The sequence below is a fragment of the Aureimonas sp. Leaf427 genome, from assembly GCF_001425485.1.
Lineage (GTDB): Bacteria > Pseudomonadota > Alphaproteobacteria > Rhizobiales > Rhizobiaceae > Plantimonas.
Genome location: NZ_LMQW01000051.1, coordinates 63410 through 86023, shown reverse-complemented (window position 1 = coordinate 86023; position 22614 = coordinate 63410). Strand labels below are relative to the sequence as shown.

General features: G+C 69.1%; 18 protein-coding genes. 4 read left to right on the top strand and 14 right to left on the bottom strand.

What is annotated here, in order from left to right:
- The first annotated feature begins 316 nt into the window (after positions 1-316).
- Positions 317-2779 (top strand): glucose/quinate/shikimate family membrane-bound PQQ-dependent dehydrogenase, encoded by a 2463-nt coding sequence (locus tag ASG62_RS21175; RefSeq protein WP_056690019.1) that lies wholly within the window; start codon positions 317-319, stop codon positions 2777-2779.
- 528 nt (positions 2780-3307) lie between these two features.
- Here the strand turns inward: ASG62_RS21175 and ASG62_RS21170 are convergent.
- A complete protein-coding gene (locus ASG62_RS21170; RefSeq protein ID WP_056690016.1) occupies positions 3308-6436 on the bottom strand; it encodes an efflux RND transporter permease subunit in 3129 nt (1042 codons plus the stop codon).
- Positions 6437-6439: 3 nt separating this feature from the next.
- Positions 6440-7552, bottom strand: coding sequence for an efflux RND transporter periplasmic adaptor subunit (locus ASG62_RS21165; RefSeq protein WP_056690013.1), 1113 nt, complete (start codon positions 7550-7552; stop codon positions 6440-6442).
- A 99-nt stretch (positions 7553-7651) separates the two neighbouring features.
- Here ASG62_RS21165 and ASG62_RS21160 point away from each other — a divergent pair, with 99 nt between their 5' ends.
- On the top strand, positions 7652-8257 hold the full coding sequence (locus tag ASG62_RS21160; protein WP_056690010.1) for a TetR/AcrR family transcriptional regulator: 606 nt from the start codon (positions 7652-7654) through the stop codon (positions 8255-8257).
- Positions 8258-8341: 84 nt separating this feature from the next.
- Here the strand turns inward: ASG62_RS21160 and ASG62_RS21155 are convergent, their stop codons facing one another.
- Both ASG62_RS21155 and ASG62_RS21150 read right to left on the bottom strand, forming a co-directional pair.
- Complete coding sequence (locus ASG62_RS21155) at positions 8342-8917, bottom strand: MOSC domain-containing protein (RefSeq protein WP_056690007.1); 576 nt, start codon at positions 8915-8917, stop codon at positions 8342-8344.
- A gap of 10 nt (positions 8918-8927) precedes the next feature.
- Positions 8928-9578: a DedA family protein gene (locus tag ASG62_RS21150; protein WP_056690004.1), complete on the bottom strand. Its 651-nt coding sequence runs from the start codon at positions 9576-9578 to the stop codon at positions 8928-8930.
- Positions 9579-9812: 234 nt separating this feature from the next.
- On the opposite strand from ASG62_RS21150, the gene ASG62_RS21145 reads away from it, so the two are divergent.
- Entirely contained in the window at positions 9813-10214 is a 402-nt protein-coding gene (locus tag ASG62_RS21145; protein ID WP_056690002.1) for a hypothetical protein, read from the top strand.
- Between the two features lie 18 nt (positions 10215-10232).
- Here ASG62_RS21145 and ASG62_RS21140 read toward each other — a convergent pair whose 3' ends face one another.
- From ASG62_RS21140 to ASG62_RS21125, 4 genes are all read right to left on the bottom strand, one after another.
- Complete coding sequence (locus tag ASG62_RS21140; protein ID WP_056689999.1) at positions 10233-10616, bottom strand: response regulator; 384 nt, start codon at positions 10614-10616, stop codon at positions 10233-10235.
- Entirely contained in the window at positions 10606-12087 is a 1482-nt protein-coding gene (locus ASG62_RS21135) for a sensor histidine kinase (protein ID WP_056689996.1), read from the bottom strand. Before ASG62_RS21135 ends, ASG62_RS21140 begins: the two co-directional genes overlap by 11 nt.
- A gap of 162 nt (positions 12088-12249) precedes the next feature.
- Positions 12250-13899, bottom strand: coding sequence for an energy-dependent translational throttle protein EttA (gene ettA, locus ASG62_RS21130; RefSeq protein ID WP_056689993.1), 1650 nt, complete (start codon positions 13897-13899; stop codon positions 12250-12252).
- A gap of 153 nt (positions 13900-14052) precedes the next feature.
- Positions 14053-15114, bottom strand: a complete 1062-nt coding sequence (locus ASG62_RS21125) for a ribonuclease T2 family protein (protein ID WP_056689990.1) — start codon at positions 15112-15114, stop codon at positions 14053-14055.
- 176 nt (positions 15115-15290) lie between these two features.
- Here ASG62_RS21125 and ASG62_RS21120 point away from each other — a divergent pair, with 176 nt between their 5' ends.
- Positions 15291-16244 (top strand): alpha/beta fold hydrolase, encoded by a 954-nt coding sequence (locus tag ASG62_RS21120; protein ID WP_056689988.1) that lies wholly within the window; start codon positions 15291-15293, stop codon positions 16242-16244.
- A 23-nt stretch (positions 16245-16267) separates the two neighbouring features.
- Here ASG62_RS21120 and ASG62_RS21115 read toward each other — a convergent pair whose 3' ends face one another.
- The 6 genes from ASG62_RS21115 to ASG62_RS21090 all read right to left on the bottom strand — a co-directional run bounded on the left by ASG62_RS21115 (position 16268) and on the right by ASG62_RS21090 (position 22610).
- Positions 16268-17143, bottom strand: coding sequence for a hypothetical protein (locus ASG62_RS21115; protein WP_056689985.1), 876 nt, complete (start codon positions 17141-17143; stop codon positions 16268-16270).
- A 9-nt stretch (positions 17144-17152) separates the two neighbouring features.
- Complete coding sequence (locus tag ASG62_RS21110) at positions 17153-18436, bottom strand: hypothetical protein (RefSeq protein WP_056689981.1); 1284 nt, start codon at positions 18434-18436, stop codon at positions 17153-17155.
- A 124-nt stretch (positions 18437-18560) separates the two neighbouring features.
- The gene (locus tag ASG62_RS21105; protein ID WP_056689976.1) at positions 18561-19883 is read right to left on the bottom strand and encodes a BatD family protein; all 1323 of its coding nucleotides are present in this window, start codon (positions 19881-19883) and stop codon (positions 18561-18563) included.
- Positions 19877-20728, bottom strand: a complete 852-nt coding sequence (locus ASG62_RS26765) for a hypothetical protein (protein ID WP_056689970.1) — start codon at positions 20726-20728, stop codon at positions 19877-19879. Before ASG62_RS26765 ends, ASG62_RS21105 begins: the two co-directional genes overlap by 7 nt.
- A complete protein-coding gene (locus ASG62_RS21095) occupies positions 20728-21642 on the bottom strand; it encodes a vWA domain-containing protein (RefSeq protein ID WP_056689965.1) in 915 nt (304 codons plus the stop codon). Before ASG62_RS21095 ends, ASG62_RS26765 begins: the two co-directional genes overlap by 1 nt.
- A complete protein-coding gene (locus tag ASG62_RS21090) occupies positions 21639-22610 on the bottom strand; it encodes a VWA domain-containing protein (protein ID WP_056689960.1) in 972 nt (323 codons plus the stop codon). Before ASG62_RS21090 ends, ASG62_RS21095 begins: the two co-directional genes overlap by 4 nt.
- Positions 22611-22614: the final 4 nt, after the last annotated feature.

Genomic DNA, 22614 nt, shown 5'->3' with positions numbered 1-22614 from the left:
GGCCGCCGGACCGCGGAGCGAGAGTGCCCCGCCGTCGGCGGCTCCATCGAATGGATCGGCCGATCGTCCGTTGCACCGGCTTCGACCCGCCTTGCAGGATCGGCTGCCCGTTCGCGCCGTCGGCATCGGGTGATCCGGCGCGCAAACCGGCCGGCCGGCAGCAACGGAGCAGTCTTCTTCGAAAAGACGCGGTCGAAGCTCGCAGTGTACGATCCATGGATTGTTTGAACTGACACACTCTTGTAAGTCGAGCGCGTTTCGACGATGCCGACGGCCGCGCCAATAAGGACGGCTTAGTAACGAAAGTTTCCATCTCATGGCGACAACAGCGCGACCGATCGGTCTTCCAAGTAAGATCTGGCTCGTCTTCCTTGGACTTGTTCTATTTCTCGTCGGTGCATTCTTCGTCGTCGCGGGCAGGAAGCTTCTCAGCCTTGGCGGCAGCTGGTACTTCCTCGTCGCCGGCCTCGTCATCTGCGCTTCCGGCGTTCAGATCGCCCGCCGTCGCCCGTCGGGCGCCTGGCTCTTCGCGGTCGCCTTCCTCGGTACGGCCGCATGGTCGCTCTGGGAGGTCGGAACGACCTTCTGGCCGCTCGTCTCGCGGCTCTTCGCCATGGCGATCGGCCTCGTCGTCGTCATCCTCAGCGTTCCGCTTCTTCGCCGGAGCGCAGGACGCTCGCCGGCCTCGGGGCCGAGCTTCGCCTTGGCCGCGATCCTCGCCGTGATCTGCGGCGCGGTCGCCTACGGCATGTTCCTGCCCCATCCCGAGGTCGCGGCGACCGGAACGGTACCGACGACCCCGGTCGATCCCGCGGCCACGCCCACGAACTGGTCGAGCTACGGCAACGATGCCGGCGGCACGCGATTCGCGGCGCTGGACGAGATCAACCGCGACAGCGTCTCGAAGCTCGGCGTCGCCTGGACCTACCGGACGGGCGACACGCCGGAGAGCCCGACCGGCAACGGGGCCGAGGATCAGCAGACGCCGCTTCAGATCGGCGACCGGGTGTTCCTCTGCACGCCCCACAACAACGTCATCGCGCTCGACGCCGACACGGGACGCGAGGTCTGGAAGACCGAGATCAACGCCACGTCGTCCGTCTGGAACCGTTGCCGGGGCCTCGGCTATTTCGACGCGGCAGCCGCGCTCGCGCAGCCGACCCTGCCGGGCGCGACGCCCGTCACCGCCGTCGCCGTGGCGCCGGGCGCGCCGTGCCAGCGGCGGATTCTCATGAACACGATCACGGCCGAACTGATCGCGCTCGACGCCGAGACGGGCGCCTTCTGCCCGGACTTCGGCGCGAACGGCCGCGTCAATCTGAAGGCCGGGCTCGGCGCCGCGCCGGACCCGCAATATCAGCTCACCTCGCCCCCGACGATCGCCGGCACCACCGTCGTCGTCGGCGGGCGCGTCGCCGACAACGTCCAGGTCGACATGCCGGGCGGCGTCATGCGCGGCTTCGACGTCGTGACGGGACAGCTGCGCTGGGCCTTCGATCCCGGCAACCCGGCGATCACCGGCCTCCCGCCGGAAGGCCAGACCTACACGCGCTCCACGCCGAACGTCTGGGCGCCGATGACCTACGACGCAGCCTCCAACACGGTCTACATGCCGGTCGGCAGCCCGTCCGTCGATCTCTGGGGTGGCTCGCGCACCGAGCTCGACCATAGATACGGCGCCTCGATCCTTGCCCTCGACGCGACCACCGGCCGTGAGAAGTGGGTCTATCAGACCGTTCACAACGACCTCTGGGACTTCGACGTGCCCATGCAGCCGACGCTGATCGACTTTCCCGCCGCGGACGGATCGAGCGTTCCCGCGCTGATCTTCGGCACCAAGGCCGGACAGGTCTTCGTGCTCGACCGCGCGACGGGACGGCCGCTGACCGAGGTGATCGAACAGCCCGTGCGCTCCGCCGCCATCGAGCGCGAACAGTACGCGCCGACGCAGCCGCGCTCCGTCGGCATGCCGCAGATCGGCGCGCAGACGCTGACCGAGGCGGACATGTGGGGAGCGACGCCCTTCGACCAGCTCCTCTGCCGCATCCAGTTCAAGTCGATGCGCTACGACGGGCTCTACACCGTTCCGGGCACGGACACGTCGCTGAGCTTCCCCGGCTCGCTGGGCGGCATGAACTGGGGCGGCCTCTCGATCGACCCGAACGCAGGCTATGCCTTCGTCAACGACATGCGTCTCGGCCTTTGGGTGACGATGGTCCCGCAGCAGCCGAGCCCGGCCGCGACGGCTAATGCCGCCACGAGCGGCGCGGAGACGGAGAAGAGCGGCGGCGAGACGCCGAACACGGGAATGGGCGCGGTGCCCCTCAAGGGCACGCCCTATTCGGTCAACAAGAACCGCTTCCTGTCGCAGCTCCAGATCCCCTGCCAGAAGCCGCCCTTCGGCTCGCTGACGGCGATCGATCTGAAGACACGCCAGATCGCCTGGCAGGTTCCGGTCGGAACGGTTCAGGACACCGGGCCTTTCGGCATCAAGATGCTGGCGCCGATCCCGATCGGCATGCCGACCCTCGGCGGCACGCTCGCCACGCAGGGCGGCCTCGTCTTCATCGCGGGCACGCAGGACTACTACCTGCGCGCCTTCGACAGCGGCACCGGCCAGGAGGTCTGGAAGGCCCGCCTGCCCGTCGGCAGCCAGGGCGGACCGATGACCTACAAGTCGCCGAAGACGGGCAAGCAGTATGTGGTGATCTCGGCAGGCGGCGCTCGCCTCTCGAAGGATCGCGGCGACTACGTGATCGCCTACGCCCTGCAGCGGTGAAAGGAAGCATCACGGCCGGCGCGCGGGGGTCTCCTCGACGATGCGCCGGCCGTGTACGGGCTGCTCGGAGAAATCGCGAGGAGACCGTCGCCCATGACCTTCAGAGCCTCGCCGATGCGATGCTCGATGGGCTCGAAAGCAGCGTCGAACTATTGGTTCAGGAGTTCGGTCAATGCGTGACGCGGCAGGCGTTCGGACCCGCGGGTGACGCCGCTCAGGTCGCGCATGAGAATGGCCGCGCCGACCGTTCGCACGCTTCCGCGAGTAACGGCGCATCAGTAAAGGCTTGCCTTGAGCCATCGAGGTGAGCCCGCGAAGGATGGAGCCGACGTCAAGGATCGCACGCCCGCCGGGCTCCGACGCTTCGCCGGGGCGCCTCGCCCCCCTCCCCGGTTAGGCTCAGCAAACTCGTGCGCAACCGGGTGCGGAGCCTTCGCAGGCGCGACGATCTTGGGCAGAGCCTGCAGGCCCTCGGGCTTTCGGCAAGCTCGCATCGCCGGCCCGCCGGATGCCCGAACGGCTCGCGCATCACGCTCCCTCAACCGATACGACGTCGAACGAAGCGCCCGGCAGCGGCGAGCCTTTCGCAGCGCCCGCCGTCGCTGCCGCCTCGGGCGGTTTCACGCGGAACCAGGTCGCGTAGAGCGCGGGGAGAAAGAGGAGGATCAGCACCGTACCGCCCGCCGTGCCGCCGATCAGCGTGTAGGCCATCGAGCCCCAGAAGACCGAATGCGTCAGCGGGATGAAGGCGAGCACGGCGGCGAGGGCCGTCAGGATGACGGGGCGCGTGCGCTGGACGGTCGCCTCGATGACGGCATGGTAGTCGTCGAGGCCGGCGTGCTTGTTCTCCTTGATCTGCTCGATCAGGATCAGCGTGTTGCGCATGAGGATGCCGGCGAGCCCGATCATGCCGAGAATGGCGTTGAAGCCGAAGGGCTGGTCGAAGGCCAGGAGGATCGGCACGGCGCCGACGAGACCGAGCGGTGCGGTGAGCACGGTCATGAAGGTCGCCGAGAAGGACCGGACCTGGACCATGATAACGACGAGTGTCAGCAGGATCATGATCGGGAAGACCTTGGCGAGCGCGGCATTGGCCTTGGCCGCCTCGTCGATCGAGCCGCCCATCTCGATGCGATAGCCCTCGGGCAGCGAGGCGATCAGCGGCTGGAGGGCGGCCAGGACGGCGGTCGAGACCTCCGGCGGCTGCGCGGTTTCCGCGATGTCGGAGCGAACCGTGATGACGGGCGTCCGGTCGCGGCGCTTGAGGATCGGGTCCTCCATCTGCACCTCGGTGCGCCCGATCTGATCGAGCGGGATCAGCTTGCCGTCGCGGCTGGTGAGCGAGAAGTCCTTCAGCCGCGTCGGATCGAGCCGCTCCTCGCCGGCGCTGCGCGCGACGATGTCGACGGTGCGGATGTCCTCGCGGACCTGCGTCACCGTGATGCCGCTGAGAAGGAACTGGAGCTGCTGGGCCGCTTCGGTCGGCGAGAGGCCGATCAGTCTCAGGCGGTCCTGGTCGAGCACGAAGCGAAGGTTCGGCGTGCGGCTGCCCCAGTCCCGGTTGGCCTGTCGCACGTCCGGCACCGAGCGCATGACCGACAGCGCCTCGCCGGATATCCGAACGAGCTCCTCGGGGTTCGGCCCCATGACGCGGAACTCCACCGGGAACGGCGTGTAGGGACCGAAGACGAGCTGGGTGACGCGCACATAGGCTTCCGGCGCGAGGCCCTCTGCGACGGCTTCGCGCATCCGGTGCTTCAGCACCTCGCGGGTCTCGGCGTCCTTGGTAAGGACCACGATCTTGGCAAAGGCGGGGTCGGGCATTTCCGGCGACATGGCAAGAAAGAAGCGCGGCGCGCCCTGCCCGACATAGCTCGAGACCAGCTCGGCCTCGGGCTGCGCCTGAAGCCAGATCTCCAACCTCTCGACCGTCTTCGTGGTCGCCTCGATGCTCGTGCCCTCGGGCAGGCGGACCTCGACGAGGACTTCCGGCCGGTCGGAGGTCGGGAAGAACTGCTGCTTCACGCCGCCCATGCCGACGATCGCCAGCCCGAAGGCCAGCACCACGGCGATGCAGACCACGAACTTGTGGCGCACGGCCGCCGTGACGACGGCGCGCAGGCGCCGGTAGTTCGGCGTGTCGTAGATCGCATGGGTCCCGCCGGGGATCGGCTCGATGTCGGGCAGGAGCTTCACGCCGAGATAGGGCGTGAAGGCCACCGCCACGAACCAGGAGGCGATGAGCGAGAAGCCGACGATCCAGAAGATGTTGCCGGCATACTCGCCCGCCGTCGACTGCGCGAAGCCGACGGGCATCAGGCCGATCACGGTGACGAGGGTGCCCGACAGCATGGGCGCCGCCGTGTGGCTCCAGGCGAAGGCGGCCGCCTCGATCCGGTCCATCCCCTCCTCCATCTTCACCACCATGACCTCGATGGCGATGATCGCGTCGTCGACGAGAAGGCCGAGCGAGAGGATCAGAGCGCCGAGCGTGATGCGATCGAAGAAGCGCCCGGTGTCGAGCATGATGAGGAAGACCACCGCCAGCGTCAGCGGCACAGCGAGCGCAACCACGATGCCGACGCGCCAGCCGAGCGCGATCAGGCTGACGACGAGCACGACGCCGAGCGCCATCACGAACTTCAGCATGAACTCGTCGATCGAGGCCGAGATGTTCACCGCCTGATCCGACACCTTGGAGAGGCTCATGCCGAGCGGCAGCCGGGCGCCGATCTCGGCGGTCTTGGCTTCGAGCGCCTTTCCGAGGTCGAGGCCGTTCCAGGCATCCTGCATCACGACGCCGAGCATCAGGGCCGGTTCGCCCTCGGTGCGGATCTGGAAGCTTGCGGGGTCCTCGTAGCCCCGGCGCACGCTCGCGATGTCGGAGAGGCGCAAGGTACGCCCGGAGGCGACGATTGGCGTGTCCGCGATCTTCTGGACGTCGTCGTAGGCGCCGTCGAGGCGCAGGAAGACCTGTGGCCCCGCCGTGTCGATGGAGCCGGCGGGCGAGACGGTGTTCTGGCGTTGGAGGGCGAGGAAGACGTCCTGCGCGGAGACGCCGAGCGTGGCGAGCTTGGCATAGGAGAACTCGACGAAAATCCGCTGCGGGCGCTCGCCGAGGATGTTGACCTTCTTGACGCCGGGCACGTCGAGGATCTCCTGGCGCATGGCTTCGGCCTCGCGCACCAGCGCGCGCATCGGCATGCCCTTGGCCTTCAGCGCGTAGAGCCCGAACGTCACGTCCGAGAACTCGTCGTTGACGAAGGGGCCGAAGGCGCCGGACGGCAGGTTGCGCGCCTCGTCGCCGAGCTTCTTGCGCGCCTGATAGAACTCCTCCTGCACATCCTTCGAAGGGGTGTCATCCCTCAGCGTCAAGGTGAGGAAGGCCTGCCCCGGCCGGGCGATCGTCTCGACGCGGTCGTAGTGGCGCAGCTCCTGGAGCCGCTTCTCCAGCGGTTCGGCCACGAGGTCCTGCATCTCGCGGGCCGTGGCGCCGGGCCAGACCGTGGTGACGACGAGCGTCTTGATCGTGAAGCTCGGATCCTCGGAGCGCCCGAGGTTGACGAAGGCGAGCGCACCCGCGAGCGCGAAGACGATGATCAGGAAGAGCGTGACGGAGCGTTCGCGGACCGCGATGGCGGAGAGATTGAGGCTCACGGCTCAGAACCCCTTGGCGGGGAGAATGCGCACGGCCGCGCCCTCGTGCAGGAGATGGGCGCCGAGCGCCGCGACGGGCGTTCCCGGCTCGACGCCGGAGACGACGGCCGTTTCCTCGCCGAGCGAGAGGAGCGTCACCTTGCGCAGGTTCACCTTGGCGGCACCGCGGTCGACGACCCAGACGCCCGTCGTGCCGCCCTCATCGAGAATGGCGCCGATCGGCACCTCGGCCGAGGTCGCGGCCGTGGGGTCCTCGATCCAGACGGTCACGGTCGAGCCGATCGGGGCCATCGCGGCGTCGCCATCGAGCACGTAGCGCGCCTCGTAGGTGCGGGTCTCAGCGTCCGCGGCATTGGAAAGCTGGCGCAGGGTCGCCGTCCAGCGGCGGTCGCCGAGGCCGTAGACGCTGGCCTCCGCGGTCGATCCGATGGCGGGGCGCACGGTCTCGGGCAGCGAGATCGTCGCCTCGCGCTGTCCGCCATGGGCGAGACGGGCGACGACCTGGCCTGCGGAGACGACCTGTCCGGGCTCGCCGAGCGTCTCGACGATCGAGCCGTCGGCGTCGGCAACGAGGACCGCGTAGCCGGCCTCGTTGCGGGCGACGTCGGCCTCGGCCTCGGCGGCGGAGAGCTGGCCCTCGGCCGCGTCGAGCGCGGCGAGCGCCTGCTCGTAGCGCTGCCGGGGCGACTGGCCGAGCTTCAGAAGCGTGGCGTAGCGCTTCTCGTCGGCGCGCGCCTGCACCGCTAGGGCCCTCGCAGCGTCCGCCGCCTTGGTTCGCGCCGTCAGGGCAAGGCGGAGATCGCGGTCGTCGATCCGCATCAGCGGCTGGCCCGCCCTCACCTCGTCTCCGTCGTCGACGAAGCGCTCGACGATCTTGCCGGGCACGCGGAAGCCGAGATTGCTCTGGACCCTGGCTGCGACCGATCCGGTGAACGCCCGCTCCGCCGCGCCGATCCGCTGCGCCTCGACGGTGGAGACGAGCGGCGGCGCGAGGCGCGCATCGGCCGGCGCCGCGTCCGTCCGCTCCTGGCCGGACACGGAAGCATAGGCGGCGAAGCCGGCGCCGCCGGCGGCAAGCGCGACGACCGCATAGGCTGCAAGGCGGAGGGGTTTCATGGGACACCTCGTTTGACGGGAACCGACCGTCACGTTAGATTGCGTTTGCATTCTATATCGATAATAGAATGCGATTGCAATCTAAGAAAGGTGATCCCGATGCGCGTGTCGCGAGCCCAGGCCGAAGCCAACCACGAGCGGGTGATCGACGTGGCAGGCAGGCTCTTCCGCCAGCACGGCTTCAACGGGATCGGCCTCACCGACCTGATGAAGGGGGCGGGACTGACCCAAGGGGGCTTTTACAAGCAGTTCGCCTCCAAGGAGGATCTCGCCGCCAAGGCCTATGCACGGGCCTTCAAAACCGTGCAGGAGCGCTGGCGCCAGTTCGCCGGGCATGATCCGAAGCGGCCGCTGGCCTCCCTCGCGCGGAACTATCTGTCGCCCGAGCATCGCGACGAGCACGCGGAAGGCTGCGCCATGACCGCGCTCGGCGCCGACGCGGCGCGCGGGGGGCCGCTCGTCCGCGCGCCGATGGAGGACGGCGTGAAGGCCTATGTCGATTTCATCGCCAGTTGCATGCCGGAAGACGTGGCGGACCGTCGCGAACGCTCGATGGCGATCGCCTCCACGATGATCGGAGCGCTCCTCCTGTCGCGAAGCGTCAACGACGCGGACCTGTCGAAAAAGATCCTCGACGCCGCGATCCGCGACATCGTCGAGCGTCCGGAAGCCGGCGCGCGGGCCGAGGAGCCGCGTCCGTCCTGACGACGTCAAACGATCGACCGGGCCGGGTCAGGTCAAGCCCGAGCAAGCCAAAACATATCCGGCTTCCGAAGCACCCGGAAGGGTTCAGCCGTAGATCCACTGCTCGGGAAGGCGAGCCTCGAAGGCCTCGCCGAGGGCGACACGGCCGGGCTTCTCGATCCAGCCGACGAGGCCGCGCCTGTTCTTGGCGGCTTTGGGAAAGCCCATCTCGATATCGGCGCGCCCTTCGAAATGCCGGGCGATGCTGCGCCCCGCCAAGCGGCACGGAGCGTTGTCGCCGTCGATCTTCACGGTCGCGCCCCCTTCGAAGAAGAGGAGCGTGCGCGGCGGGAGATGAGTCAGATCGGCGATGCCCTCGATCAGCATGTTGCCGCCGATCCATTCCGGCTTGATCTCGGGAATGCCGAGCGCCTCGGCGGCCTGCGCCAGTTCGTCCGGCGCGAGCAGCGAGAGCTGGCGCTCGTTGCGCATTTCTGTGCCCCGCTTGTACCAAGGCTCGCGCCCGCCGGAGCGGCGCGTCGGGCCGCCATGCACGTCGCCGGCGATCCCGTCGAAGGAGAGGTCCAGCGCCTCCACCGGCGCGGACACGAAGTCCTCGCCGAGCGCGGCATAGAGCCCCGCGATGCGGCCGGACAGCTTGCGGGCGGGAATGCGCTGCATCGTTCGATCCTCACTCGTGCAGATGCGGATGCTCGTTGGACTTCAGATCGACCGGCGTCCGGCGCTTGGCCGGTTTGAAGGTGACGACGCGATAAACGTAGATGAGAACGGCCGCGATGACGACGGTGTTCGAAACCGGTCCGATGAAGCTCTCGATCGACGAGAAGTTCTGGCCGAGAATATAGCCCGCGAGCGCAAGGCCCGCCGTCCAGACCAGGGTTCCGACCGCCGAGATGGCGAAGAATGTCAGGAACGGCATGCGCGACAGGCCGGCCGGCACCGAGATCAGCGTGCGCACGGTGGGGATGAGCCGGCCGAAGGAGACCGCCCAATAGCCGTAGCGCCGGAACCAGCGATCGGCGGATTCCACGTCCTCCGGCGTCATGGTGATCCACCGGCCATAGCGCTCCGCGAGCCAGATCACGCGCTTCTCGCCGAAGGCATAGCCGAGATAGTACCAGGGAACGATGCCGGCGAGCGAGCCGATCGTGCCGGCGACGATGACGGTGACGATCGACATTTCGCCGGTGGCCGCCTTGTAGCCTGCCAGCGGCATGATGACTTCGGAGGGGATGGGCGGGAAGATGTTCTCCAGGAACATCAGGAGCGCGATCCCGAACGGCCCCAGGCTGTCCATCAGGTTCTGAACGAAAACATCCATGCGGCCAGCCGTTTTTCCGTTGGTTGCAGTGCGGTCGGCGTCACTCATGGTCAAATCCGCCCGATGAAACAAGGGCGGATCGACGAATTGCAGCGGCCGACCCGGCCCGTGCCGAAGGAGGACGAGGCGCAGGGCAGGCAAAAAGGGGCCGCAATCGCGGCCTCCGGGGGGCTCGGCGGGAGCGATCCGGCGATACGGCTCGACGCGCGGCGGAATGAATGGCACCCTTCGCGGATGGCGACCGGACTTGCGACCTTCGATGCCTTCTCCTGGGCCAGTCTTCTAAAGGGCCGGCGCGTCCTCGTCGTCGACCGAGACGGCCCGCGCGGCCGCGCGACGCTGGAGGCGCTGGAAGAGGCGGGCGCCGTCGCGACCCTCTCGCCGAACCAGGCCTTCGCGGCGGACCGGTTGGTCGAGGGCCCTTTCCGCCACATCGTCCTGTCGCTCTCGGGCACGGAAGCCTTGGGCGGGCGCTTCACCGATGGTCTACGGGCGGCCGGACGGGGCGCGATCGTCCTTTCCGACCCCGCGCGCCACGAGGAGCTGCGCACGGTCCTGCCGGCCGCCCGGATCGGGGATCAGACGATGGATGCCCGCTCGCTCGTGCTCTTCGTCATCGAGACGCCGGATGAATAAGGGAGGAGCCGGTTCGGCTCAGTCCCGGCGCTCCACGGACAGACCGAGCTTCTCCGCCACCTCGTTCGCCGTATAGGGCTTCTGCAGGATTTCGTAGGACTGCCAGTCCGGCTCGACCCCGGCGCGGCCGTAGCCCGTGGCGAAGACGATCGGCACGCCCCGCTCGCGCAGGGCTTCCGCGACCGGATAGATCTTGTCGCCGCCGATGTTCACGTCGAGAACCGCGACGTCGATCCGCGGCGCGGCCGCCACCATTTCCAGCGCGCGACCGACCCGCATGGCGAGTCCGACGAGATCGCAGCCGAGATCGAGGAGCATGTCCTCCAACTGCATGGCGACGAGGCTCTCGTCCTCGACGACGAAAACCTTCAGCCCGTGCAACTGCCGCGCATCAATGGGCATGGGGCCCCGCACGCATCTCGATTTCGTGGATCGGCACGTCGAGCCGGCAGACGAGGCCCCGCGCATCGACGGCGATGCGCAGCTGGCCCCCGAGCTCGCCTTCGACGATGCGCTCGATCAGCCGCGTGCCGAAGCCGGGCTTGGGCAGCGTCGCCATGGAGACGCCCCCCTCCTCCCGCCATTCGAGAACGAGCCGCCCGCCATCCTCTTCCGCCTGCCGCGACCAGCGGATCGCCAGCGAACCGGAATCGCGGGCCAGCGCGCCGAAGCTCGCGGCATTGGCGGAGAGTTCGTGAAACACCATGGCGAGCGCGATGGCCGCCCGCGGCACGAGATCGACGCCCGGCCCTTCCACGGCGATGCGATGGCTGCCGAAGGGGGCAAGTTCCTGCCCGAGCAGGCTCGCGAGGCCCACCGCCTCCCAATGGCTGGCGCTGAGCGCATCGTGCGCCTTGGAGAGCGCCTGGATGCGCGCCTCGAACGACGCGCGCGCCGCCTCGGAGGCGACCGACTTGAAGCTCTGCCGGGCGATCGACTGGACCGTCGCCAGCGTGTTCTTAACGCGATGATTGAGTTCGTCCACGAGCAGCCGCTGCCGGTTTGAGGCCAGCACATGATCGGTGCGGTCGGCCGCCTGCACGAAGATGCCGGCGATGTTTCCGTCGACGTCCCGGATCGGGTGATAGGAGAAATCGAGATAGGTCTCGCGCGGCCGCGGTTCGCCGTCCTGGCGCAGCGTGATCTTCTGACCCTCGGCGCTGTGCGGCTGGCCGAGTTTGTAGACCCCGTCGAGAAGCTCGTAGAAGCCCTGGCCGGCGATGTCGGGAAGCGCCTCGCGAACGGGCAGGCCGATCAGCGCCCGATCGCCGACGAGCCGACGATAGGCGTCGTTGGCGAAGGTGAAGACATGGTCGGGCCCGGAAAGGACCGCGATCATGCCGGGCGCCTGCTGGAACAGGCGGCGGAAATGGCTGCTTTCGGACAGGCTCGCCTGATAGGCGGTCTCGGCCTCGCGGGCGCGCTGGAGAAGCTCGACGCTGCCGGTCCGCATGCGGAAGGGCAGAGAGGCCGCTTCCTGCAGAGCGACGACGTCTGTCACGTCCACCGTGTTCTGGAGGATGTAGGCGACCGATCCGTCGCCGGCCTTCAAGGGCGTGTGGATCGCGGTCCAGTAGCGCTGCTCGAAGCCGCCGCCTTCGCTTTCGGGACGCGGGATCTCGTAGGGAATGAAGGCGATCGTATCGCTGTCGCCGGTCTCGAGCACCTTCCGGAAGGAATTCTCCAGCCGGCGGCGTCCCTCGCCCTCGTTCGGGAAGAGATCGAAGAGACGCCCGCCCACGAGTTCGGAGCGGCTCTTGTTGACGGCGCCCTCATAGGCGGCATTGGCCGCGACGTAGCGCAGATCCCGGTCCAGGATCATGTGCGGACTGGGTAGAACCATGAAAAGGCTCTCGAAGTCGATCACATCCATCCCTGCCCGGCGTCCCCCGCACATCCATCACCATACGCGCCACGCTCGCGCGAAGTCCGGGCACGGGTGATTCCCCATAGCCCGGCCACCTCGCGCCGGCCTGTCGCCGGTGTCGCACTGCTTGACGGCACACCTATGCGCCGCCAAGCCGACGACAAGCCTTCAGCGCGTCAGGCGCTTGTAGGTTGGACGCTTCGGGTTAACCGAGTCGGCACCGAGACGCCGGATCTTGTCCTGCTCGTAATCCTCGAAGTTGCCCTCGAACCATTCGACATGGCTGTCGCCCTCGAAGGCGAGGATGTGCGTCGCCAGCCGATCGAGGAACATGCGATCGTGGCTGATCACCACGGCGCAGCCCGCATATTCCTCCAGCGCGTCCTCCAGGGCCGTCAGCGTCTCGGTGTCGAGATCGTTGGTGGGCTCGTCGAGAAGGATGACGTTGTTGCCGGCCTTCAGCATCTTGGCCAGATGCACGCGGTTGCGCTGGCCGCCGGAGAGCGTGCCGACCTTCTGCTGCTGGTCGGTGCCCTTGAAGTTGAAGTTGCCGACATAGGCGCGGGAGTTCATCTCGTACTTGCCGAGCTTCAGGATATCGACGCCGCCGGAAATCTCCTCCCAGACGTTCTTGTTCGGCGCCAGAGAATCGCGGCTCTGGTCGACATAGCCCAGATGCACGGTCTCGCCGACCTTGATCGTGCCGGCGTCCGGCTGCTCCTGGCCGGTGATCATGCGGAAGAGCGTCGTCTTGCCCGCGCCGTTCGGCCCGATGATGCCGACGATGCCGCCGGCCGGCAGCTTGAAGGAGAGGTTGTCGATGAGGACGCGGTCGCCGTAGCTTTTGGTCAGGCCCTCGACCTCGATCACGCGATTGCCGAGGCGCTCGCCGGCCGGAATGACGATCTTGCCTTCGGCGGGCTTGCGGTTCTCGGACGCCTCGACGAGGTCCGAATAGGCCTTGATGCGGGCCTTGGACTTGGTCTGGCGGGCCTTGGCGCCCTGGCTGATCCACTCGCGCTCGCGGGCGATGGCGCGCGACCGTGCATCGTCCTCGCGGCCTTCCTGCAGCATGCGCTTCTGCTTCTTCTCCAGATAGACCGAGTAGTTCCCCTCGTAGGGAACGCCGCGGCCGCGGTCGAGCTCGAGAATCCAGCCGGTCACGTTGTCGAGGAAGTAGCGATCGTGCGTGACCATCAGGACGGAGCCCTGGTATTCGCGCAGGTGCTTTTCGAGCCAGGAGATCGTCTCGGCGTCGAGATGGTTGGTCGGCTCGTCGAGGAGCAGGATCTCGGGCTTGGAGAGAAGAAGCTGGCACAGCGCCACGCGGCGCTTTTCGCCGCCGGAGAGGCTCGCCACGTTCGCATCGCGGGGCGGGCAGCGCAGGGCTTCCATCGCCATCTCGACCTGGGGCTCGAGGTCCCAGAGGTTCTGGCTGTCGATGACGTCTTGGAGCTTGGCGCCTTCGTCCGCCGTCTCGTCGGAATAGTTCATCATGAGTTCGTTGTAACGGTCGAGGATCGCCTGCTTGTCGGCGACGCCGAGCATGACGTTCTCGAAGACGGTCTTGGACTCGTCGAGATGCGGCTCCTGCGGGAGATAGCCGACCCGCGCGCCCTCGGCCGCCCAGGCCTCGCCGGTATATTCGGTGTCGACGCCCGCCATGATCTTCAGAAGCGTCGACTTGCCCGACCCGTTCGGGCCGAGAATGCCGATCTTGGCCTCGGGGTAGAAGGACAGATGAATGTCCTCCAGGATCTTCTTGTTGCCATAGGCCTTCTTGAGGCCCGACATGTGATAGATGAACTGGCGTGCCATGGCGCGCGCTTCTCCAAGGTCGGATGAGGCGGGATTTGCGCCTGACTTAAGCCAGCCGGCGCCGATGAGCAACAATGGGCGCGCATGGCAGGGCTTCGCCCCTTGCCGGACGACCCCGGATCGAGACGCCGGACACCTTCCCGGACAAACCCGCTACTGCCGTCCGACCGCGTCGACGATGCCGCCCGCACAGCCGCCCCGAACCTCCGGCGCGGCGAGGATCAGGGGCGCGAGATCGGCACCGGGGCGAATGTCGCCGGAGAGGCCGAGCGTGATCTCCGAGATCAGCTCGCGGCCGCCGTCTCGCCGGCAGGTAAGACGGACGCGGTCGCCGGTGCCGGCACCGAAGCTCCGGTCGAACGCGGCGCGGACCTCGTCGCGGCTGACGCTCTGCCCGACGCGCCCCGAGAAGAGCGCACGCACGCCGGACGCATTGACCGCCTTCAGCACCTCCAGCGAATCCTGGAAATACTCCTCCGCGTCGGTGCCGTAGCAGGTGCCGTGGCGCAGCCATTCGTGCCGGTCGAGGCCCGATCGCGTGCCCGGCATCGCCTCGTCGAGGGCCTTCTTCGTCTCGGCGGACAGCTCCGGGGGCGGCAGGGCGTTCCAGTCGCGCTCGTCCGCCTCGCGCAGCTGGCTCGAAACGCCGCAGAACTCGCGCCCCCGCGGCTGCGGCCAGAGACCATGCAGCGCGAAGTTCGACGCGTCGAACCGGTCCGCGGTCTGCGCGGCGCATTCGGGACGCCCCGAGGTCTCGCAGAAGGCCGGCTGCCAGTTCATCGCGACGATCATGCGCGATCCCGTCATGCGCCGATCGGCGCGGCGTGGCGTCCCGCGCGGCGGCGGCGGAGCCGTCTCGGCCGTGGACGCGCCGCCTGCTTCGACCGACGCGACGCGCGCGCCGCAGGTCTTCTCGATCCACCTCTTCTCCGGCGAGGCGCCGGGCGTCACCACCAGATAGTGCGTTCCGTTCGCCTTGTTCTCGGCGAGGAGGCGGTAGGTCGTGCCGGGCTTCAATCGTATGTCGCCGGGATTGTCCGCGCTTCGAATGGCCGGCGTCGCCGCGCAGGCCTCGGTCGCGCGCAAGAAGCCATCCAGCACCGGCTGGGCGCGGCCCGATCCGGCGCCGAAGAGAATGACAGCCGTCGCGAGAGCCGAGACGAGCAGCCCGGTTGCCGGAAAGACGCGAGAAGGAGGGAGCGGCAAAAAGAACATTATGGCAACATCCTCGATTTCGGTAGCCGGCGCAAGAGCCCGCGGAGAAAGCATCGCGGCATCGATTTCAGCGCTATCGGAGACTCCGGCGAAGCGCTATCGCTCGCTATGTCCGGCCGTCCGGATCGAGGCGGGAGACCGCCCGTCCGCGAGAGAAGCGCCGAGGAGAGACGCCCTTGTACGACCAGCGCTTCACCCTGGACAGTCCGACCGGCGCGGCGCTGAACGTGCGCACCGCGCGAGCCCGGCGCGAGCCGCGCGGCATCCTGCTCGTCCAGCACGGGCTCGCCGAGCATTCCGGGCGCTACGAGCGCTTCGCCGGCGAGATGGCGGCGCTCGGCTTCGAAGTCTTCGTACACGATCATCGCGGCCATGGATCGACGTCCGCGCTCGACGCGCCGCTCCGGCGCTTCGCCAAGTCCAACGGGGCCGCGAAGGTCGTCGCGGATGCCCATGCGGTGATGGTTCATGCGCAGAACGAGCATTGGGGCCTGCCGGTGGTCGTCTTCGGCCATTCGCTCGGCGGCTCGATCGCGCTGAACTTCGCCGAGCGGCACGGCGCCGAGCTGGCGGGCGTCGCCATCTGGAACGCCAACCTCACCTTCGGCCTGCAGGAACGCCTCGCCGTCCAGGCGCTGAAGGTGGAGCGCGCCCTCAAGGGCTCGGATGTCGGAAGCCGGCTCTTCGCGCGCGCGACCTTCGAGACCTGGGGCCGCTCGGTTCCGGGCGCGCGCACGCCGGCTGACTGGCTCTCGCACGATTCCGCCGCCGTCGACGCCTATCTCAGCGATCCGCTCTGCGGCTTCACGCCGACCGTCTCCATGGCCGGCGACATCGTCGAACTCGTGCGCCAGGGCGGCTCGGCCGAGCGGCTGACGCTGCTTTCGCCGGACCTTCCGTTGCATGTTCTCGGCGGCAGCGAAGACCCCGCGACGGCGAAGGGAACGGCGATCGAGACGCTGGCGGCGCGCCTTCGCGTCAACGGGGCCCGGCGCATCAGCGCGGAGGTGATCGCGGGCGCCCGGCACGAGACGCTGAACGAGATCGAGCTCTACCGCGCGCCGGCCCTCGCCTCGCTTTCCGTCTGGCTCGGCCGCATCCTCGCGGAGCATCCGACCGTCGATTCCTGACGGCATGGCTTTGCTTCGCCGCATCAGGCCTGCGGCTTCAACGCCTCGGGCATGGGCGGGCCGAAGCGCTCGGGCGTGACCACCTTCAGCTCCTTCAGCTCGGCCTCGGTGAGGACGTAGAGGTCTTCCGGCGCGGTGCGCATGGCCTTGATCCAGACGGCGGGATCGACGCCCATGTCGAGAAGCAGCTCCTGGCATTCGGCCGTCGTCGCCTGGATCTCGGAGATCGACCGGTCGCGGTCGCGCATCGGCGCCGGGCCCGGCGCATCAGTGGCATAGACCTGATGCACGCCGATCCAGGCGCCCGCGCCGGCCCGCCGCTCGCGGCCGCCGGAAAAGAGAAGCGGACAGGCGGAGGCGCAGTAGCCATCGGCGGGAACGCGCGTGTCGAGGCCCCGCTCGCGCACCAGCCGCGCCATGGCGACGGCGTCCGACACCGAGCCGCCCGGCGAATGGATGACGAGCGCCGCGATCGGACGCTCCGATCTGTCGAGCGCCGTGCGCAACGCCTCGACGCTGCCGCGATCGATCCGGCCGATCGCCGTGAGGATGCCGCCGCCGGCCTCGACGAAGCGCATGGGCGCGGCCATGGCTTCGCCGTCGACGGGGCCGTCATAGCCGGGAAGCCGGGGCTCCCCGCGATCGGGGCCGACGGGGATCGTCTTCGGCAGATAGGGCCGGATCTGGTCGCCCGGCACGGGGCGCTCCAGCGGAACGGGCTCGGTGCGCGAGGATCGCGCCGTGTCCGCCGAAGCCAGCGCCATGTCGCGATAGTCGAGCGCCACGACGCCGATCGCCATGGCGAGCAGCGTGTAGAAGGTGGCGCGCAGCACCGTTCCGTCCGGCACGCGCCGCCACAGGCGTTCGAAGCGGCCGGGAGAGGCGTCGCTCTCGATCATCGAGGTCCCTTAGCGATGCACGGTCTTCGGGAAGGGCGCGACCGGGTCGTTGCGCTGGACGATGTCGTCCTCGGCCTCGCCGATCACGATCTCGCCGCGTCCCTCCTCGGCGAGGCGCAGCTTCTGCTGGATGCGAAGGGCGCGCATCAGCTCGGCCGTGCTCATCTCGACCTCGCCCATCTCGTCGCCCTCTTCGCGCCGGATGACCTCCTGCACGATGCAGAGGATGAAGATGAGGACGCCGGGCACGAGATCGATCGCGATGGCGCCGGCCCAGGAGGGCAGGAAGTCGCGGGCATAGCGGATGACGGCTTCGGGCGCCGAGAGCGGCGTGAAGCGCACGGGTTCGATCACCGGACGGGCGAGGATCTCGTCGGCGGCCGCGCCCAGCGCTACGCTCTGCGCCTTCACGGCGGCCTCGACCTTGCCGACGACCTCGCTCTGGCGGGTCTGCAGCTCCGCATCCGTGCCGTCGGCGACCGGAGCGATGAAGGTCTGGCCGAGATCGGCGGCGGCGCGCTTGACGGCCGGCGCGACGGAGGTCTGCTGCAGGCCGGCGATCAGGCCGGAGAGCTGCACCGCCTCCTCGGCATAGGCATTCGAGCGCTCCGCGACGGGGCCGCCCGACGAGACGAGCTCGCGCATGGTGGACAGGCGCTTGCTGCCTTCCGCGAAGATCGTCTCGACAGCGGTGCGCGAGCCTTCGACCTCGGCCTGAAGACCGCTCAGCTGGGTCGACATCTGCGACAGGAGCTGCACGACGGTGCCCGAGCCCGAGGTTCCCGTCAGCGCGCCGGACTGGCGCTCGATGTCGGCGAGGCCGGCGAAGCGCTGGGAGGCGAGCTGGAGATCGGGAAGGAGGCTTTGCGAGGCCAGCGCGTTCTCGTGCGCGGCGTTGAAGCGCTCCTGATAGTCCTCCGTCGTGTTGGCGAGATGCTGCTCCAGGGCCGCCGAGCCGGCGAGCGCGGAGGCGTTCAGCCAGGAGGACATGGCCATGATGAAGCAGGCGCCCATCGCCATCGCGACATAGAGCATCCGCCGGCTGCCGGCCTGACGCACATGCGGCATGAAGCGCAGGAGATAGGACCAGAAAGCGTAGATCGCGACGGAGACGGAGGTCGAGTAGATGACCGCGCCGAAGAAGACCGTCGTCGCCGAGCCGTCGAGAAGCTCGCGCACGCCGAGATAGGTGAAGACGCCGCTCGCCAGCGCCAGAACGGCGAGCGTCACATGCGTCGTCGTCTCCAGCGCCCGGATCTGACCGCGCAGGGTATAGCCTTGGGATACGCTCATCGTGTGCCGCCTCGCATTGCGCCGCACGATCGAAGCGCGCCTCCTCCTTCGGCAAGGATTAAGCAGACATTAAGGCTTCGAACCCGTGTCGCAACGGCGCGGACGTGGATTGCGCTTCAAGCGGTTAACGGCCGAAGGCGTCGGCGGCGAGCGCGGGCTCGGGGCGCCGTGCCGCCTCGCGGAACACGCGGCGACGGGCGGCGAGAACGCAGTCGGTCAGCCGCCCGGCGGTGGCGGGCGGCACCGTGCCGTCCCCTCCCCCGCCGAAGAGCGCGCCGTCCACCTCGGCGAGCGCCTGCGCAACGGTCGGATCGGCCAGCCAGCGCCGGCCTTCGGCGCCGTCTTCGAGGGCCAGCCGGTAGACGGCGGCGCGCAGGGCCTCCGGCCTGCCGCTCCAGTCGGCGAGGTAGACGGGAACGAGGCGGCGTCGGCGCGCCAGACCGTCCAGAAGGCGGCGCGGCACCGGCTCGCGGTCGCGGCGGCCGGGGGCGAGCAGAAGCGCGACGCCGCCCGCGAAGGCGAGAGCGCCGGAGCCGAGCGAGAGGGCGAGCCGCGCCAGCGGGCTCCAGGCGTCCTTCGCATCGGCGAGCGGCTGGCCGGGGACCACCATGCCCTCCCCGACGCTGGCGCCCGGCACGATCGCCTGGCGCATCTCGCGCGCCGCGACGTCGAACCAGGGCAGGAGCACCTCGCGCAGGATCACGGGATCGCCGGTATGGGGGCGGACGTCGTAGGTGTAGATCGCATGGGCGACGGGCAGGCCCTCGACGATCTCCGTTCGGCGCTCGACGGGGCCGGGAAAGATGACGAGGCCCGGCGACTGGGTGTCGATCGTCGGCGGGAGCTGCTCGGCCAGCGTTCCCGCGGCCGTCACCTCCAGGCGCCGGCGCGAGGTCTCGCCGGCCTTCAGCGTCGAGGGATCGACGCTCCAGGCATCCGCGATCTCGACCGAGCGGGCGGGAAGCCACCACGTGTCCTCGTCCTCCGGCCCGTCGGTCGGCGCGGTCCAGGGGCGGATGGAGAGCTCGACGGGCTTCGACACGGCATCGACCTTCCAGCGCTTGTCCTCCGCATCGATCAGCGTGACGTGATGGGTGAAAGGCGGGATCGTGTAGGTCTTGGCCTCCGGCGCGAAGATCGCGATGCGGCGCGTGACGCCGAACCAGTTGGCCGAGCCGATCTTGGTGGGCGCCCAGACGTCGCGGCCGAGCTGGGTCCAGCCGAGATCGGCCAGATCCGGCTGCTCCATGGATTCGGTCGTCGCGCGCGCCTTGAAGTAGAAGCGGACCACCATGGTGACCATCTCCTGCGCATAGGCGCCGCCCTCCGGCATTTCGAAACTGACCTCGCCGAAGGCCTCCGGCGGCTTGTCGCCGGCGAGTGCCGGACCGGACAGGAGACCGGAAAGGACGAGAAGCAGCGCCAGGATGCGCATCGGCGTCACCATGTGTCGGCCATCGGATCGAGGGCGAGACCCTCGCGCTTGCGGCGCTCCATTTCGGCGACGAGCTGCACCTTCAGAAAGGCGCCGGGATCGTCGGCGATGGTCTTCAGCCATTGGCGCGTGGCCGGCACGGAGCGCTGGTCGAAGCGCTTCTGCACGTTGCGCTGCATCTCGGCCATGGTGATGACGGCCGCGCTCGCCTGCCCGCCGGAGCGGCCGGCGCCGCCGGCATCGCCCGCCGAGCCACGCGCATCGCCGATGCCGGACTCGTCGCCCTGGCGCGAGGTGCCGAGCCGCGAGACGCGGCTGCCGCCGGGCGCCTTGGCCTGGGAGGAGGATTCCTTGTCGCCCGCGCGGCCGGCACCGGAGGTCGCGGTCTCCTTGCCGCTGTCGCTCGGATCGCCGGACGAGCGGTCCTTCTCGCCGAAGGCCGCCGCGTTCGTCTTGGCCCGCCCGCCCGTCTGCGGCTGGATGCCGGTGAAGGCGAGGAGAAGCTGCCGGTTGGCGCCGGCATCGGCGACGAGCGAGCGCGTCACATGATGAGAGGCGAGGACCACGTCGTAGGAGGCGATCGCCTCCTCCATGCGGCCCGTGCGGGCCAGCGCCTCGGCGCGGTTGTAGGCGGAGACGGCGTCCTGGCGATCTTCCAGAAGCCGGGTGGCGCGGCGGAAGTCGCCGGCGCCAAGCGCGGCATAGCCGGCCAGCGCCGGATCGGCGCTGACATGGCTGGCAAGGCCGGGCAGGCCGAGCTCGACGAGGCTGCGCGCGACGCTCTCGCGGCCCTTGCCGAAGGCCCCGAGGGCGAGGACGGCCGCGGTGAGCGCCAGGACGAGAGCGAGGCGGACCATCACGCGGTTCTCCGGAAGAGCATGAGCGCGGGAATCGCCGCGATCAGGAGGAGGAGCGGGCCGAGATCGACCCAGGCGAGCGCGCGGAAGTCGCTGGCGCCGATGCGCCTTGCGGAATCGTCGGCGAGCGCCGCGATGACGGGCGCGAGGTCCGACACGTCGCCCGCGACGCCGCCTGAGAGGCCGGCCAGGGCCGCCAGCTCGCCGGGATTGCCGTCCCGGCCGATGGCGGACTGGGTGTAGAGCGTGTCGATGCGAAAGCCGGCCTCGGCGATGCGGGCGGCGGCAGCGCGCGTGCCTTCGCCGAAGGTCCCGCCATCGGAGACGAGGAGGATGTCGCCCGCCACGATCCCCGCGCCCTGCAGCATCTCCAGCGCCAGATCGAGCGCCTGCGTCGGGCGGGAGCCGGCGACCGGCACCGTCGTGCCGTCGAGGCCGAAGATGGTCCGCGCCAGGGCGGCGTGGTCGGAGGTGAAGGGGCTGGCGATGAAGGCCTCGCCGGCGAAGACGACGAGCGCGGCCTGTCGGGTGCCGGAAGCCTCCAGCGCTTCCTGCGCGGCGGTGCGCGCGGCCTCGAAGCCTTTGGCCTCGGCCACCGATTTCGACAGGTCGAACACGACGACCGTGCCGTCGAGATTGCGGAAGCTCTCCGTCGCCGGGCGCTCCAGCGCGGGGCCGACGAGCGCGAGCGCGATGAGGAGGCCGAGGGCGGCGAGAACCAGGTTGCGCCGGCCGCGTCCGGCGACGACGCCGCCGCGCTTGGCCATGGCGTCGAGAAGCCGGGGCTCGACGATCCTCGTCCATCCGCCGAGCGCGGAGACGCGGCGCGCGGCGAGGAAGCCGAGAAGAAGGACGACAGGCAGCGCCAGGACGAACCACGGGCGCAGGAGGCCGAAGCCGGACAGATCGATCATCCCATCCTCCTTCGCCCGAGCATCATGCCGGCCGCGACAAGCAGCGCGAGGGAGCCGGGAAAGGGCCAGAGGCTGCGGTGGACGATCGTCGCCGGGGCCGCGCTCGGGCTCTTCTCCAGCTTGTCGATCGCATCCATCACGCCCTTCAGCTCCTCGGTGGTGCGGGCGCGGAACGCTTCGCCGCCGGCCTCGGACGCGACGTCGGAGAGCGTCTGCGAATCCACGCCCTCGTCGCCGCGCTCGCCGCCGCCGAGCTCGATCGGACCCATGGAGATCGTGTCGACGCGCACGCCGAGCGCCTTGGCGAGGCCGGCCGCCGAGCTCGGCTGCACCGTGCCGGCATTCTGCGCGCCGTCGGAGAGGAGCACGACGACCTTGGACTTGGCGTCGCTTTCGGAGAGCTTCTTCAGCGCCAGACCCAGCCCCTCTCCGATGGCGGTGGAGCGGCCGGCAAGGCCGACATCGATGGAGTCCACGACCTTCGCCACCGCCTCCACATCGAAGGACAGCGGCGAGGCGACGAAGGCGCGCTCGCCGAAGACGACGAGGCCGACGCGGTCTCCGGCGCGGCCGAGCACGAAGGCGCGCGCCAGCGTCTTCAACACGTCCATGCGGCGGCGCTTTTCCCCGTTCATCTCGAAATCGGGCCGCTCCATCGAGCCGGACACGTCGAGCGAGAGAATGATGTCGCGGCCGGTTGCGGGGGCGGCGGGGGCGGCCGTGACCGTGCGCGGGCCGGCGAGCGAGAGAACCAGAAGCGCCCAGAGCAGCCAGGCGAGCGCCAGTCGGCGCTTCTCGGCGGACAGGACGGCGGCGCCTTCGGCAAAGCCGGCCGCGACCGTTTCGGGCACGCGCAGGGCGCCGCCCGCCTCGCCCGCCGGCGTCAGGAAGCGCATGACGAGAAAGGGCAGCGGCAGGAGAAGGAAGGCGATCGGCCAAGCGAAGTCGAAGGCGTCCGGCAGCGGCATGGCG